Source organism: Sulfitobacter pontiacus (assembly GCF_040790665.1).
GTDB classification, from domain to species: domain Bacteria; phylum Pseudomonadota; class Alphaproteobacteria; order Rhodobacterales; family Rhodobacteraceae; genus Sulfitobacter; species Sulfitobacter pontiacus.
On record NZ_CP160849.1, the window covers coordinates 2,711,308 to 2,727,076 of the forward strand.

At 60.2% G+C, this 15,769-nt stretch carries 14 protein-coding genes; 9 read left to right on the plus strand and 5 right to left on the minus strand.

Going from position 1 to position 15,769, the window contains the following annotated elements; genetic code table 11:
• Positions 1-38: 38 nt before the first annotated feature.
• The 5 genes from AB1495_RS13370 to miaA form a co-directional block, all read right to left on the minus strand.
• Positions 39-2,126 carry an ABC transporter ATP-binding protein gene (locus AB1495_RS13370; RefSeq protein WP_074634966.1) on the minus strand — a complete coding sequence of 696 codons (2,088 nt, stop codon included), beginning with the start codon at positions 2,124-2,126 and terminating at the stop codon, positions 39-41.
• A 96-nt stretch (positions 2,127-2,222) separates the two neighbouring features.
• Complete coding sequence (locus AB1495_RS13375; protein ID WP_074634965.1) at positions 2,223-3,647, minus strand: ABC transporter permease; 1,425 nt, start codon at positions 3,645-3,647, stop codon at positions 2,223-2,225.
• 13 nt (positions 3,648-3,660) lie between these two features.
• Positions 3,661-4,746 carry an ABC transporter permease gene (locus AB1495_RS13380; protein WP_074634964.1) on the minus strand — a complete coding sequence of 362 codons (1,086 nt, stop codon included), beginning with the start codon at positions 4,744-4,746 and terminating at the stop codon, positions 3,661-3,663.
• Positions 4,747-5,006: 260 nt separating this feature from the next.
• On the minus strand, positions 5,007-5,795 hold the full coding sequence (locus AB1495_RS13385; RefSeq protein WP_037944226.1) for an AraC family transcriptional regulator: 789 nt from the start codon (positions 5,793-5,795) through the stop codon (positions 5,007-5,009).
• A gap of 103 nt (positions 5,796-5,898) precedes the next feature.
• The gene (miaA, locus tag AB1495_RS13390; RefSeq protein WP_074634963.1) at positions 5,899-6,789 is read right to left on the minus strand and encodes a tRNA (adenosine(37)-N6)-dimethylallyltransferase MiaA; all 891 of its coding nucleotides are present in this window, start codon (positions 6,787-6,789) and stop codon (positions 5,899-5,901) included.
• Positions 6,790-6,888: 99 nt separating this feature from the next.
• Here miaA and pyrH point away from each other — a divergent pair, with 99 nt between their 5' ends.
• From pyrH to AB1495_RS13435, 9 genes are all read left to right on the plus strand, one after another.
• Entirely contained in the window at positions 6,889-7,617 is a 729-nt protein-coding gene (pyrH, locus tag AB1495_RS13395; protein WP_074634962.1) for a UMP kinase, read from the plus strand.
• A gap of 99 nt (positions 7,618-7,716) precedes the next feature.
• The gene (frr, locus tag AB1495_RS13400; RefSeq protein ID WP_009826991.1) at positions 7,717-8,280 is read left to right on the plus strand and encodes a ribosome recycling factor; all 564 of its coding nucleotides are present in this window, start codon (positions 7,717-7,719) and stop codon (positions 8,278-8,280) included.
• 63 nt (positions 8,281-8,343) lie between these two features.
• Positions 8,344-9,087, plus strand: a complete 744-nt coding sequence (uppS, locus tag AB1495_RS13405) for a polyprenyl diphosphate synthase (RefSeq protein WP_005853406.1) — start codon at positions 8,344-8,346, stop codon at positions 9,085-9,087.
• Between the two features lie 23 nt (positions 9,088-9,110).
• On the plus strand, positions 9,111-9,905 hold the full coding sequence (locus tag AB1495_RS13410) for a phosphatidate cytidylyltransferase (RefSeq protein ID WP_009826992.1): 795 nt from the start codon (positions 9,111-9,113) through the stop codon (positions 9,903-9,905).
• An 11-nt stretch (positions 9,906-9,916) separates the two neighbouring features.
• Positions 9,917-11,089 (plus strand): 1-deoxy-D-xylulose-5-phosphate reductoisomerase, encoded by a 1,173-nt coding sequence (gene dxr / locus AB1495_RS13415; RefSeq protein WP_074634961.1) that lies wholly within the window; start codon positions 9,917-9,919, stop codon positions 11,087-11,089.
• 4 nt (positions 11,090-11,093) lie between these two features.
• The gene (gene rseP / locus AB1495_RS13420; protein ID WP_074634960.1) at positions 11,094-12,446 is read left to right on the plus strand and encodes an RIP metalloprotease RseP; all 1,353 of its coding nucleotides are present in this window, start codon (positions 11,094-11,096) and stop codon (positions 12,444-12,446) included.
• Between the two features lie 120 nt (positions 12,447-12,566).
• On the plus strand, positions 12,567-12,689 hold the full coding sequence (locus AB1495_RS13425; RefSeq protein ID WP_005853414.1) for a hypothetical protein: 123 nt from the start codon (positions 12,567-12,569) through the stop codon (positions 12,687-12,689).
• Positions 12,690-12,939: 250 nt separating this feature from the next.
• Positions 12,940-15,210: an outer membrane protein assembly factor BamA gene (gene bamA, locus AB1495_RS13430; protein ID WP_083350871.1), complete on the plus strand. Its 2,271-nt coding sequence runs from the start codon at positions 12,940-12,942 to the stop codon at positions 15,208-15,210.
• 7 nt (positions 15,211-15,217) lie between these two features.
• Entirely contained in the window at positions 15,218-15,769 is a 552-nt protein-coding gene (locus AB1495_RS13435; protein ID WP_037944231.1) for an OmpH family outer membrane protein, read from the plus strand.

Sequence of the window (15,769 nt, forward strand, 5' to 3'; positions counted from 1 at the left end):
ACATGCGGTGGCCGTTTTTTTGATGCGTAGCCAAGGGTTCAGCGCGTCGTAACGTCCATCTCGATCACCGGCTCCATCGCCGCAAGCTGCGCGTCATCCAGATGACATTTCACCGTATGCCCCGTCGCCAGCGCCCGCAGTTCTGGCACCTGCGTCTCGCAAAGATTTCCCGGTACCCGAGATTTCCACCGGCAGCGCGTCTGAAACGGGCAACCGGGCGGCGGATTCATCGCCGAGGGGACATCGCCTTCCAGCACAATATGTTTTTTCTTCACCCGCGTGTCGGCGATCGGCACCGCCGACAGCAGCGCTTCGGTATAGGGATGATAGGGCGGAGAGAACACCTGATCCGTCGTGCCCAATTCGACCACATGGCCCAGATACATCACCATCACCCGGTCGCTAAGATATCGCACGATGCTCAGGTCATGACTGATGAACAACAGACAGGTCTGTTGCGCCTGCTGGATCTCCATCAAAAGATCCGTCACCGCCGCCTGAACCGAGACATCAAGCGCCGAGACGGGTTCATCCGCCACCACAATCCGCGCGTCTCCGGCAAAGGCACGGGCAATCCCCACGCGTTGTTTCTGCCCGCCCGACAGTTGGCGCGGCATGCGGCTGGCGAATTCCCGCGGCAGTTTGACCAGATCCAGCAGCTCCAGCATGCGCGCCTTACGGTCACGCGCGGATGTGCCCACGCCAAACACTTCAAGCGCGCGGATGATCTGGCGGCCCACGGTCATTGACGGGTTCAATGTGTCGAAAGGGTTCTGGAACACCATCTGGATATCAGCGACGGTCTGTGTCCCCCGATCCTCGATCGCGGTGGTTCCGATATCACGGCCATCCAGCAGCAGGTGACCGGCTGTGGCCGTCTCCAGCCCCATAAGAACCTTGGCAAAAGTGGACTTGCCGCAACCGGATTCCCCAACGATGGCAAGGGTTTCACCCGCACGCGCTTCAAAGCTCAGCTCTTCGTTTGCTTTAACCACTTTGGTACCGGTTCCGCCAAACATGGAATGCGCCGCGACCTGATAGTATTTCTTGAGCTTGTCCATTTTCAGAACGACGTCGCCAACCTCTCCCTTCGACTTGGTCGCCGCATGCGCCATCGGCGTGGCCCAGTCGATGTCATCGTGGCGGATACAGCGGGTCGCGTGTCGCGTGTTTTCGGGCACGTCCAGCATTGGAATTGCACCCTGATCGCAGCGCCCCGCGACAAAGTAATCGCAGCGCGGGCCAAAGTTGCAGCCTTCGGGGCGTTCATGGGGCAGGGGGAAATTGCCGGGGATAGCGACCAGCGGGCGCGCGGTCTTGTCGGCACCGGGCAGCGGGATCGACCGGAACAGAGCCTGTGTATAGGGATGGCGCATGCCGTCGAACACATCCGCAATCGACCCGCGCTCGACCGCCTCGCCGGAGTACATGACACAGATGCGATCGCAGGTGTCCAGCACCAGCCCGAGGTTGTGGCTGATGAACAGCATAGAGGTGCCGTATTTGCGCCCCAGATCTTTGACCAGATCAATGATCGCCGCTTCGACCGTGACATCCAATGCTGTGGTGGGCTCGTCCAGGATCAGCAAGGACGGCTCTGACATCAGGGCCATAGCGATGACAATGCGCTGCTGTTGACCGCCTGACAGTTGGTGCGGATAGGCCTTGAGGATACGTTCGGGGTCCGGCAGCTTGACGTCAGTCACCAGTTGCAAGGCGCGGGCATGGGCCTCGCGTTTCGACATGCCACCGTGGATCATCGGCACTTCCATCAACTGCTGCCCGATCCGCATGGCGGGGTTCAAAGAGGCCATAGGCTCTTGATAGATCATCGCGATCTCGCTGCCCCTGATCTGACGCAACTCAGCGGCGCTCATCTGGGACAGATCGCGCCCCTTGAATTTGATTGACCCGCCCACGACACGCCCGTTCACCCCAAGGTCCTGCATCACGCCCAAGGCGACCGTTGATTTACCACAACCGGATTCACCAACCAGCCCCACAGCCTCGCCCGGTTTGACCGAGACCGAAAAATCCATCACCGCCGGAATTTCGCGCAGCCGTGTGAAGAAAGAGATCGACAGCGCGTCGATCTCCAGAATTGGCCCGTCATATGCCTCGCCCATGTCCAACTCCCTTACCTTCAACCGCAACCTTATATTTCATTTTGCCAAGTAAACTCCGGGGGTGCGGGGGCTGGCCCCCGCGGCGGTTCCCCCAAATCAATCCCGCAAACTCTCTTCGCGCAGCCCATCCGCGAGCAGGTTCAACCCCAGCACAAGGCTCAGCAAGGCCAGCGCCGGCGCGATTGCCGCATGGGGGTAGAGCGCCAGCAGGCGCCGCCCTGCGTTGATCGTGGTGCCCCAATCAGGGCTTTCGGATTCCAGTCCCAGCCCAAAGAACCCCAGCGTGCCAAGCAGGATCGTTGTATAGCCGATGCGCAGGCAGAAATCGACGATCAAGGGGCCGCGGGCATTGGGCAGGATCTCCCACAACATGATGTACCACGGTCCTTCGCCGCGGGTCTGCGCGGCCGCCACATAGTCGCGTGTCTTGATGTCCAGTGCGAGCCCGCGCACGATGCGGAATACTGTGGGCGCATTGACGAAAACCACCGCGACAAAGACCACCAGCAACCCCGGCCCGATGTCGAGGAAATCCAGAAACGCAGGCAGGCCCGGGATCTCGTAGGTCTGGGTCCGCACCAAGGCCCCATCGTCCGAGATCATCGCGAGGTAAAGCCAGCCAACCAGCCCCAGTACCACGACCAGCACCGGCGTGCGGGTGCCTGGCTGCGTGCGCAGACGTGTGTTGAGCAGCACCCAAAGGAACACCAGCGGAAAGATGAACAGCACAATCGCCATGTAATTCGGCAGTCCGGTGAGCACGATCTCGGGGGTGACCAGAAGATAAAAGATCAAGATCACCGGAAAGGCGAGGATCAGATTGGCTAGAAAACTCAGGAATACGTCCAGTTTACCGCCATAGTAGCCCGCAGGCAGCCCCAGCGTGATCCCCACCATAAAGGCAAAGACCGTCGCCATCGGTGCAATCTGGATCACCACCCAGGCGCCTTTGATCAGGCGGCTGAACACATCGCGGGCAAGGTTATCGCCGCCCAGCAGGAACCACGGGTAGTCGCCGTCCTCAGCACGGGCCAGCGGTGTGCCGGGAAGCTTGTTCTTCATGCCCGAGGTCTGGCTGAGGCTATCATGGGTCACGATCATGTCGAACACCCCGCCGAACAGCCCCGTATAGACCCAGAACATCACCAGCCCAAAGCCGATCATACCGACGGTGCTGTCAAACAATTTGCCATAAAGCCCCAGCCGGCGTTTGAAGGTGATCGACAGGGCAAAGGTCACGATCAGGGCAGCCCAGACCGGCAGCAGACGTTGCGACATGCCGCCAAAGATGCCGGCCTCGGCGCCCAAGAAAATGCCCCCGACGACATAGACCATCAGCAGCGCGGTCGCCGCCGCGATCCCCGCCGAGGTAAGCTGCCCCAAGCGGCGCGTTCCCGCAGGGGAAGTAGGCAGCAGGGGCCAGACCATCTGCATCGCGATGCCAAGCAGCACGACCAACACCGCGCCCCCCAGCAATGGGTTCACCCAGTCCAGCGCACCTGTCCATGTCAAGGGGTCCATCTACATTGTCTCCTCAGGTGATCCGGATGCGCGGGTTCAGCACGACATAGCCGATGTCCGAGATCAGCTGCGTTGTCAGCACCACGATTACCGACACGACCGACACGGCCAGCAACAGCTCGATGTCGTTATTCGACGCGGCGCGGACCAACAGCCAGCCGAAGCCCTTGTAGTTAAAGAGGGTCTCGACGATGACGACTCCGTTCAGAAGCCACGGGATTTGCAGCATGATTACCGTGAACGGCGCGATCAGTGCATTGCGCAGAGCGTGTTTCAGGACGATGTTGCCAAAGCTCACCCCCTTCAGCCGCGCCGTGCGGATGTATTGCGCGGTCATCACCTCGGTCATCGAGGCACGGGTCATGCGCGCGATATAGCCCATCCCGTAAAGCGAGATGGTCAGCACCGGCAAAAAGAAATTCCAGAAGGTCGCGTCTTTCATCGCACTGGCGGCGGAGCCCAGAAACAGCGTTTTGCTGTCGATCCAGCCCCAGTCGGCCAGCAGAGGCGACAGCCCAAATCGCGAGGAGGCGAGCAGGGCGATGAACACGACACCAGACACATATTCAGGCGTCGCGGTTGTCAGGATTGAAAAGGTCGACAGAGTCCGGTCCGTCCGCGACCCTTCGCGCATCCCTGCCAGCACGCCCACGATCAGTGCCATCGGCACCATCAGCAGGATCACGCAGCCCATCAACTTGCCCGTCAGCGCCAATCGGGTCAGGACAGTGGGGCCGACATCCTCTTGGAAAACAGTCGAAAATCCCCAATCCCCTTGCAAGATACCGCAAAAGCGGCGGCGGTCGCCCTCGGGCGTGTCCTTGGTAAAGCACCGCCCGAAACGGGTGCCGTCATCCTCTTGCGTCACCCATCCGGGCATGACGCCCAGCCATTGGCCGAATTTGACCGGCAGCGGGTCAAGATAGCCGCGATCCCCCAGATAGCTTGCGACCGCTTCGTCGGACATGCGGAAGTTGCCTTGGGTCTTGGCAAGCTTTTCGAGGTTCGGATAGAGGTTCGTCAGCCAGAACACGATAAAGGTCAGGCATAGCGCTGTTACCACCATCACGCCCAAACGGCGCAATATGAAAATACCCATGTGATGACCCTGTTGCGCGGCGGTACGGCGACACCTTGAAGGCGCGCGGCTGCGTTTGAATTTGTCGCAGCGCGGTCCGGCTTTTGCCGATACGTTGCGCGCTGCGCGGCTCCCTTATTGTCCGCTTTCCGCCATGACATTGGCGGTGCGGATGTGTTTTTCTTGAATACCAGTCAGCCACAGGTCGCGGTGGCAGGTCAACTCGGTACTTTGGAAAAGAAGCTAACCCGAGCGTCCTTGCAGCCACTGGTCCTGACGCGTCAGGCCGCCGTTGCCCGCAGACGCGAGGGTGTGAGGCCCGTGTGTTGCTGCATGAACCGCGTGAAATAGGCGGCAGAACCAAAGCCAAGGTGGCGCGCGATATCCTGTGCGGAATGCTCTGTCGTGCCAAGCAGGTGCCGTGCCTCATGCACCACCCGTTCGGTCAGGATATCCGCCGCAGTCTTGCCGGTGGCGGATTTTACGGCCCGTGACAGATGCGTCGGCGTGACCTCCAGGCTTTCGGCGTATTGCGCCATCGGCGCGCCGCTGCTGTAGTGTTCACAGACCATCTGGCAGAACCGCGCGCTGAGCCGTGCGGCGGCGTTGCGCCGGTTGGGGACATGTTCGTCCTGCATGATCTGACGCCGCAGCCAGACCGACATCAGCGCCGCGTGCCCCTCTAACGCGTCATGATACAGCGGGCGCTTGGCCTGTTGTTCGCGCTGCGCGGCTTCGATCAGGCCGGTCAGTTCGGTCTGGGCCTGCACATCCCGAATACGCAGGTGGCGCGGCATTTGGGGCAGGCGCAGCTCGGTGCCGTCGGGGATCACCACCGCTTGCCCGATGCCCTGCCGCCCCATATCAAGGGCAAAGAGCGCACGGGCAGGGATAAACACCGCGTTATGCGCCCCCAAACCGCGCCGCTGGCCGTCAAGCTGCAGCAATCCCTGACCGCGGGTGATCCAGATCAGCATATGCACAGGCCGGTCATGGCAAAGCTGCACGCGCCAGTCCTGCCCTTGCGACAGTTGCGCCAGCGTCAGCAATTCGATCGTGTTCTCTGTCATTGCATGACCCTATCAGCAAAAGACAAGTAAACACTATCGTTATACAGAGATACGGAAAGATAAAGGCAGTAAAAGATAATTTCGCCGTTTTGGCAGCCGCGTGCTACCCCGGCACATATTGCAGCCAATCGGCGGTGTTCTTGCGCATCCACGTGCGCTGCCGTTTGGCATATTGCCGTGTCGCGATGATGGCATCCTGTCGCGCCACGTCAAGCGGTGTTGCGCCGTCAAGGTAGCGCATCAGCTCGGGCACGCCGATGGCACGGTGCGCGGGCAGGGCGGGGTCGTAATCGGGGTGCACGGCGGCGACTTCGTCCAGCGCGCCTTGGTCCAGCATCTGGTCAAAGCGACGGATGATCCTGTCGTTCAGCCAGTCCTTCGACGCGGCAACGGCGACAGGCTGACAGCGCTCCATCGGCAGGATGGGGGGCGGCGTATCATCTTGCCACGCGGCCAGCCCGCGCCCTGTGGCTTGCTGCACCTCCCACGCACGCTGGACGCGCATTGGGTTATAAAGATCGATGCGGCGCGCCGTCTCTGCGTCAAGCGCGTCGATCATCGCCGCGCGGGTCATGGTGTTGCCCGCGACGCGTACCGCGTCAGGGGTCGGGGGAATGTCCACCAGCCCCTTGGTCAGCGCCGCGAAATAAAGCCCCGTGCCACCGACAATGATCGGGCGTGCGGGCTGGCGCAGCACCTCGGTTACCTCGCGCAGCCAGTGGCCGACCGAATAGGGGTCGTGCGCCGCGACATGGCCATACAGCAGATGCGGTGCCAAGGCCTCTTCCTCGGCCGGGGGGCGGGCCGAGATCACGCGCCAGCAGCCGTAGACCTGACTGGCATCTGCATTCACAATCACCCCGCCCTGAGCCTGCGCAATCGCCAGCGCCAGCGCCGATTTGCCCGACGCCGTGGGCCCCGCAATCAGGACAGGCGCGGCAGGGTCGATAGAGGAAACCACGTCAGAGACGCGGGACAGCGGGGCATCTGGCATTTCTTTGCGTGAACCTCTGACGGAGCATTGAATGTTTGCGCTATTTGCGACATTTTACGGCGCAATGAAAACCCCTCCCACACCCTGAAAGGTGCGCCCATGCCCGAGAGCCAGTCAAAAGTAACATTCAACCGGGTCATGCTGAAGATTTCAGGCGAAGCATTGATGGGCGATCAGGGGTTCGGGCTGAACCCGCCAACCGTGCAACGCATCGCGAACGAGGTCAAATCGGTGCATGATCTTGGCGTCGAAATCTGCATGGTCATCGGGGGCGGCAATATCTTCCGCGGGCTGCAAGGGTCGGCTCAGGGGATGGAACGCACCACCGCCGATTATATGGGGATGCTGGCCACCGTGATGAACGCGCTGGCGATGCAATCCGCGCTGGAGGAACTGGGCATTCACACGCGGGTAATTTCCGCGATCACAATGAACGAGGTCGCCGAACCCTATATTCGCCGCCGCGCCGTGCGCCACCTTGAGAAAAAGCGCGTGTGCATCTTTGCCGCGGGCACCGGCAACCCCTATTTCACCACCGATACCGCCGCGACGCTGCGCGCCAATGAAATGGCCTGCGAAGCGATCTTCAAGGGCACCAAGGTCGATGGTGTCTATGACAAAGACCCCGCCAAATTCGATGATGCGGTCCGCTATGATGACGTGAGCTATGACGATGTGCTGCAAAAGCGCTTGGGGGTCATGGATGCCTCTGCCATCGCCTTGGCGCGCGACAACAACCTGCCGATCATCGTCTTCTCTCTGGACGAACCGGGCGGCTTCAAGGGGATTCTCGCGGGCGAGGGCACATACACACGGGTTCAGGGCTAGGCCCCAACCTACGATAGATGCGGGCCTCCCTATACAAGGGGGGCTTGTTCGCGTTATATCGGTTCAAATTTAGATAGTTACAAAACCACCGGGGACATCATGTCAGACGATTTTATGCTGGACACAGACGATCTTGAGCGGCGCATGAATGGCGCGATCACATCGTTGCGTACCGAATTTGCCTCTTTGCGCACAGGCCGCGCCTCCGCCTCTATGCTGGAACCTGTGATGGTCGATGCCTATGGCAGTAGCACGCCGATTAACCAAGTGGGTACCGTCAACGTGCCCGAGCCGCGCATGGTCACCATCAACGTCTGGGACAAGGCGCTGGTCGGCAAGGTCGAAAAGGCGATCCGTGAATCCGGTCTGGGCATCAACCCGCAGCTGAACGGCACGATCATCATGCTGCCGATCCCCGAGCTGAACGAGGAACGCCGCACCCAGCTGACCAAGGTCGCGGGGCAATATGCCGAAAGCGCCCGTGTCTCCATCCGCAACATCCGCCGCGACGGTATGGACCAGATCAAGAAAGCCAAGGCCGACGGCATGTCGGAAGACGATCAGAAAGTCTGGGAGGGTGAGGTTCAGGATATGACCAACAAGTTCATCGCCCAGATCGACGAGCAGCTTGAAAGCAAACAAGCCGAGATCATGCAGGTTTAAGTACCTTACTCGATGCGCGCGACCCCAAGGTCCGCGCATCGGCCTGCAGTTCGATAAGGATAGATGATGCCTGCTGCGACCGACCAGACCTTCCAGCTTGTCCCAGGGGCACCGCGCCATGTTGCGATCATCATGGACGGAAACGGCCGTTGGGCGACCCAGCGGGGGCGTCCGCGTCTGTTCGGGCATCATGCCGGTGCCAAGCGTGTGCGCGAAATCGTCGAGGCATGCCCCGATTTCGGCGTCGAATATCTGACGATCTTTGCCTTCTCGACCGAGAACTGGAAACGTACTCAGGTCGAGGTGGCGGGACTCATGAGCCTGTTCCGCCGCTATATCACCAAAGAGACCAAAGCGCTGAAAGCCAAGGGCGTGCGCGTCCGGTTTATCGGTGACCGTGTCCGGCTGGATGCGAAACTGGTCAAGCTGATGAATGTGCTAGAGGCAGAGACCGCGGAAAACACCCGTACCCATCTGACGATTGCGTTGAACTACGGCGGTCGCGACGAGGTCGCGCGCGCGACGCAGCGGCTGGCGCAGGACGTTGCAGCGGGTCTGCTCAGCCCTGAGGACGTCGACGAAGAGACCCTGCCGCGCTATCTGGATACCCATGTTCTGCCGGACCCCGATCTGGTGATCCGCACCAGTGGCGAGGCGCGGATATCGAACTTTCTGCTGTGGCAATCAGCCTATGCCGAATATGAATTCATTGATACGCTCTGGCCCGACTTCACCAAGGCCGAGTTTGGCAATCTTTGTGCGGCCTTTGGCAATCGCGACCGGCGCTTTGGTGCCGTGTCCTCCTGATCGTACGACGAAAGGAAAGCACTATGACACCTTCTTCGGAACGCTGGTCCGACCTCACGGCGCGCGTCGGTTCGGCGCTGGCGATGATTGTGGTTGGTCTGGGCGGGATCTATCTGGGCGGGCCCGTGTTCCACGTTCTCGTCGCGATCATTTGCGGCGTCATGGCGTGGGAACTAGTGGGGATGTTGAACCCGTCAAACCGCAGCGCGCGGATGCAGATGGGCTTGCTGGTGGGCGCGGCGACGCTCGCCGCGATCTACCTGCCCGTGGGTTTTGCCCTGCCGGTGCTGCTGGCCCCCGCGTTGGTGGGCTTTGGCCAGCTGGAAAAGCACCGCACGATTTTCATGTGCTTCACCGTGATGATCATGCTGGCCGGTTTCGGGCTGACGCAGGTGCGCGATGATTTCGGCTTTGGCTGGCTGATGTGGCTGGTGCTGGTTGTGGTGATCACCGATGTCGTTGGCTATTTCGCCGGACGTGCCATCGGTGGCCCGAAGTTCTGGCCCAAGGTCAGCCCCAAGAAAACATGGTCCGGCACGGCGGCGGGCTGGATCGGGGCGGCGGCTGTCGGTTTCCTGTTCTCGATCAACACCGGTGTGGGCTTGCAGCTGGTCGGTGTCTCTGTCGCCATGTCGATGGCGTCGCAGATGGGGGATATGGCGGAATCCGGGATGAAGCGTCGCTTGGGGGTCAAGGACAGCTCTAACCTGATCCCCGGTCACGGCGGCTTGCTGGATCGGTTCGACGGTATGTTGGGGGCGGCGCTGTTCCTGCTGATCATTGGTCGTTTCCTGACCATCACACCCGCACTAAGCTGATCCCCACCCCTATGAAGAAAGTCAGTATTTTCGGGGCCACGGGCTCTATCGGGCAGAACACCATTGATCTGATCGCGCGCGCGCCCGACGCCTATGATGTCGTCGCGCTGACCGGTGCCAGCAATATCGCGCAGCTGGCCGAAGATGCGCAGCGGTTGAACGCGCAGCTTGCTGTCACGGCCCATGAGCATCTGCTGGACGACCTGCGCGACGCGCTATCGGGCACGGGCGTGGAGGCCGCCGCCGGAACACAAGCCATCAACGCGGCCGCCGCACGCCCCGCCGATTGGGTCATGTCCGCCATCATCGGGGCCGCGGGACTGGCACCGGGGGTGGAGGCGTTGAAACAAGGCGCGACGCTGGCCCTTGCCAATAAAGAGTCGCTGGTCTGCGCCGGTCAGCTGATGCTCGATACGGCCAAGGCACATGGGGCCACCATGCTGCCGGTCGATAGCGAACATTCCGCCGTATTTCAGGCCCTGATCGGCGAGGATATCTCGGCGGTCGAACGGGTCATCATCACCGCCAGCGGCGGGGCGTTTCGGGATTGGCCGCTGGAAAAGCTCGCCGATGCCACGCTAGAGCAGGCGTCGAGCCATCCGAACTGGGACATGGGCCAGCGTATCACCATCGACAGCGCATCGATGTTCAACAAGGCGATGGAAGTCATTGAAACGCGTGAATATTTTCGCGTGGACCCCGACCAGATCGAAGTGTTGGTGCATCCGCAGTCGATGATCCATGCGCTGGTGGGGTTCAATGACGGTGCCTTGATGGCGCATATCGGCCCGCCCGACATGCGCCACGCCATCGGCTTTGCCCTGCATCACCCCGACCGTACGCATTTGCCGGTAGAGCGGCTGGATCTGGCAAAGATCGGCAGCTTTGACTTCCGCGTCCCCGATGACATCCGTTGGCCCGCCCTGCGCCTCGCGCGCGAGGTAATGGCGCGTGGTGGCATGGCCGGTGCGGTGTTCAACGCCGCCAAAGAGGTCGCGCTGGACGGGTTTATCGGCGGCAAGCTGCGCTTTCCCCAGATGGCCGAGATCGTCGAAGACACGATGGAAGCGCTTTTCCCTGACAATGGGGTGATCGATGCGGCCATCACACTTGATAACGTCGCGCAGGTGGACCATCTGGCAAGGCAGGCCGCATGGGCCGCAATAACAAAGAGGGCAGGGTAGAGTTTTGGATATAATGGCATTGATCCCGCAGTTTGGCGGGCTGATCTGGACGCTTCTGGCTTTTGTAATTGCCCTGTCGGTGATCGTCGCGATCCATGAATACGGTCATTATATCGTCGGACGCTGGTCCGGGATCCATGCCGATGTCTTCTCGCTTGGGTTTGGCCCTGTGATTTATAGCCGCTACGACAAACGCGGCACCAAGTGGCAGATCGCGGCGCTGCCCTTTGGCGGCTACGTGAAATTCGCGGGCGATGCGGATGCGGCCTCGGGCAAGGATGTGGCCGCGATGGAAGCGGCCGAGGCGGACCCGAAGCGGTTGCGTGCCACCATGCATGGTGCGCCGCTATGGGCGCGTGCAGCCACGGTCGCTGCGGGGCCGGTTTTCAACTTTGCCCTGTCCATTCTGGTTTTCGCGGCCATCGGCCTGTCGGTCGGCGTCCCACGTGACCCGATGACCGTCGGGGAGTTACACCCGCTGCCGTTTGAACAGAATGAACTGGTGGAAGGGGACGAGATCGTCTCTATCGGCGGGGTGACCCTGCCGCCGGTGTCCGATGCCACCGCCTATGCCGACGCCTTTGCCAGTATTCCGCTGGACCAACCGCTGCCCTATGAGGTGAACCGTGGCGGGGACGTCGTGACCGTGGATGGGCCTTATGTCATGCCATCGCTGGTCAAGCAGGTGATGCCGCAATCGGCGGCCTATGAGGCCGGTCTGAAAAGCGGCGATGTGATCACCTCGGTTGACGGGGCAGAGATTTTCGCCTTCCGCCAGTTGAAGACCGCTGTTGAAGCCTCTGAAGGCACGCCGCTTGAACTTGATATCTGGCGCGACGGGCAAATGCTGGACATCACCCTGCGCCCCAAAGTGACGGACGAACCGCAGCCGGACGGCAGCTTCAAGTCGCAGATGCGCATTGGCATCGTGGGCGGCACCGCCTTTGACACCGCCACGACGAACCCTGGCGTGCTGACAGCGCTTTGGGGTGGGGTAGAGAACACAGGCCGGATCATCAGCGGGTCGCTGTCGGGTCTCAAGCATATGATCGTCGGCAATATCAGCACCTGTAACCTAAGCGGTCCGGTGGGGATCGCGCAAACCTCTGGCGCGATGGCGTCGCAGGGCGCGCAAAGCTTCATCTACTTTATCGCGGTGCTGTCGACGGCGGTCGGTCTGCTGAACCTCTTCCCGATTCCGGCGCTGGATGGCGGGCATCTGGTGTTCTACGCCTATGAAGCCGTGACCGGCAAACCACCCAGCGATGTCGCGTTGCGCATCCTGATGACGATTGGTCTGACCTTGGTACTGGGGTTAATGGTCTTTGCCTTGGGTAACGATTTATTTTGCCCTTAGGCGATATTTTGCCGCCTAAAAGGGGGTAAAAAGTTACAAAAGTCTTATTGCTGCCTTAATTGGTCAAACGAGCGCCGCAATCGCCTGCGATAGTCGATCCAAGTTACAAAGGATACGAGTATGCAGACGTTCAAGACAAGTTATCGCGGTTTGAGCCTTTTGGTTGATCTGAACTGGGACCGCGCTTTGTACTTCGGCTTCCTGATCATCGCGCTGACCGCCGGCGCGTGGATCGGCGCATAACGCCGCTCTCTCTCCCTACCCAAGTGCCCCCCCGCACTCTATCGTGATCCAACTGACCGTCATACACACTATATAGGTGTATGGCGGTCTCTTCGTTTTGACAAAGGCCGCTAACCTGTCTAGTCAGGACGAAAGAGTTTTTTGACAGCGGGTAGGGCAAATGATGCACAACGACAGGTGGAATAAGCCCACCGAAACAGCGGTTTTCACTCCTTTTGCGAAATCCTTGCGCAGCGCTTCTTTTTGCGTAATGTTATCAGTCGCTTGGCTGGTGCCAGCGCCACATGCTGACGCGCAAAGCTATCAATTCAACACAGTTCAGATCGACGGCAACGAACGGATCGGCGACAGCGCCATCCTAAGCCGCGCAGGAATCGCACGCGGTCGGGCGATCAGCGCGGGCGAATTGAACGATGCTTACCAGAATCTTCAGGCATCCGGCCTGTTTGAAAGCGTAGCACTTGAACCGCGCGGCGGGACATTGGTGATCACGGTCGTAGAATTCCCCACGATCAACCGCATCAGCTTTGAAGGCAACGCGCGCATCGATGACGAAGCGCTGGCGTCGGTCGTTGATTCAGACGAACGCCGCGTCTTTAACCCGACCCAAGCCGAAAAAGACGCCAATGCCATCGCGCAGGCCTATAGCAACGACGGCCGTATCGCCGCCCGCGTCCAGCCCAAGGTCATCCGCCGCGACCAGAACCGCGTTGATCTGGTGTTTGAAGTCTTCGAAGGCGACAACGTCGAGATTGAACGCCTGAGCTTTGTCGGCAACCGCGAATATTCGGACCGTCGTCTGCGCCGCGTGCTGGGGACCAAGCAAGCGGGCCTGTTCCGCCGTCTGATCAAACGCGACACATTTGTGCCCGAACGCATCGAGGCCGACCAGCAGATGCTGCGCGATTTCTACCTGTCGCGCGGCTATGTCGACATGCGCATTTCGGCGGCGAACGCTCAGCTGACCGAAGAACGCGACGGCTATTTTGTGCAGTTTAACGTGCAAGAGGGGCAACAGTTCAAGTTCGGCGAACTGACCGTCACCTCGACCATCAACGGGGTGAACGCTGACGATTATCGTGGCGTGATCAAGACCAAATCCGGTGCCGTCTATTCACCGTCGCTGGTCGAGACGGATATCGCTCGGATGGAACGCAAAGCCATCCGTGACGGCGTTGATTTTCTGCGGGTAGAACCGGTTGTCACGCGCAATGATCGCGACCTGACGCTGAACGTCGAATATCGTATCTCTCGTGGTCCACGTGTGTTTGTCGAACGGATCGACATCGAAGGTAACACCACCACGCTTGACCGCGTTGTGCGCCGCCAGTTCGACAGCGTAGAGGGTGACCCGTTCAACCCGCGCGAGATCCGTGAAAGCGCCGAGCGCATCCGCGCTCTTGGTTATTTTGAAAGCGCCGAAGTCAACGCCCGCGAGGGGTCTTCCCCCGAGCAGGTCGTCGTAGACGTGAATGTTGTGGAACAGCCGACGGGCTCGCTCAACTTCGGTGGGTCGTTCTCGTCCAGTGACGGGATCGGCGTCGCGGTCAGCTTTGCCGAGGATAACTTCCTGGGACGCGGCCAGAAGCTCAAGCTGACCGTCAGCACGGCTGAAGATGCACAGCGCTATGGCTTCAACTTTATCGAGCCGAGCCTCTTGGGGCGTGATGTGGCGTTCGGCCTGAACCTCGATTATGCCGAAACAAGCTCGTCCTATAACTCCTTCGACACCGAACGTATCGTCTTCCAGCCGACCCTGTCGTTCCCTGTCAGCGAAAACGGGCGGTTGAGCCTCAACTATACCTATGACGATCTTGAGATGTCAGAGCGGGACGATACCACAACCGGTTTCGTCGTTGCTAATGACATCGCCGCGGGCCGTCAGGTGACCTCTTCGATCGGGTATAACTACAGCTACGACACCCGCCGCGCCGGCCTTGACCCGACATCGGGTGTGCTGCTGCAATTCGGGCAGGATTTCGCAGGTCTAGGGGGTGACACCAAGTTCGTGAAAACCACCGCCAAAGCCATCGGCGAAAAGCGTATCTTCAACGAGGAAGTTACCCTGCGTGCCACCTTGCAAGGTGGGGCATTGGCATGGAGCGAAGGCAACAACCGCGTTTCCGACCGCTTCTTGATCGGCCCGTCAATCATGCGCGGCTTTGAAACCGGCGGCATCGGTCCGCGCGATCAAAGCAACGGATCGGACGACTCCCTTGGGGGTAACCTTTTCGTGGTTGGTAGTCTTGAGGCGGAATTCCCGCTGGGCCTGCCCGAAGAATACGGCATCAGCGGCGGCGTCTTCTATGATGTCGGCAACGTCTGGAACCTCGACGATGTAGAGATCCCCACGGGCTCGTCTATCGTCGGTGAATCCGGGTCGTTCCGCCACGTGATCGGTGTATCGCTCTTCTGGGATACGCCTGTTGGTCCTTTGCAGTTCAACGTCTCTAAAGCGTTGAAAAAAGAGGACTACGACGAAGAGCAAAAGTTCGAAGTGACCCTGCGGACCGATTTCTGAGGCCGTTATGAAACTGCGGGCACTCTTGATTTGCCTTCTTCCGGTACTGCCCCTTGCGGCGGTGCCGGTTTTTGCACAACAGCAGTCTGAACGGCGCGTGGTGCAAAGCCCGATCCTGACCATCGATTCAGATCGTGTGTTCAATGAAAGCGCCTTCGGTCTGCGGGTGGCGGATGACGTGGAAACCCAAAGCGCTGAAATCTCTGCCGAAAACCGTCTGATTGAAGCGGATTTGAAGGCCGAGGAGCGCAAGCTCACCGATCAGCGCAGCAAGCTCAGCCCCGATGCCTTTAGCGGGCTGGCGGATGCCTTTGACGAAAAGGTGCAGAAAACCCGCGCGGCGCAAGCGGCAAAGGGGCGGGCGCTGAACGAATTGGTCGAGAAAGAGCGCCAGGTGTTTCTGGCCGCTGCGGGCCCTGTGTTGGAACAGATGATGCGTGAAGCCGGGGCGGCCGTGATCCTTGAACGCCGGTCGGTCTTCGTCAGCGCCAACGCCATCGACATTACCGACGAAGCCATTGAACGGCTTGATGCGTCGGTCGGCAGCGGCAAGAACTGA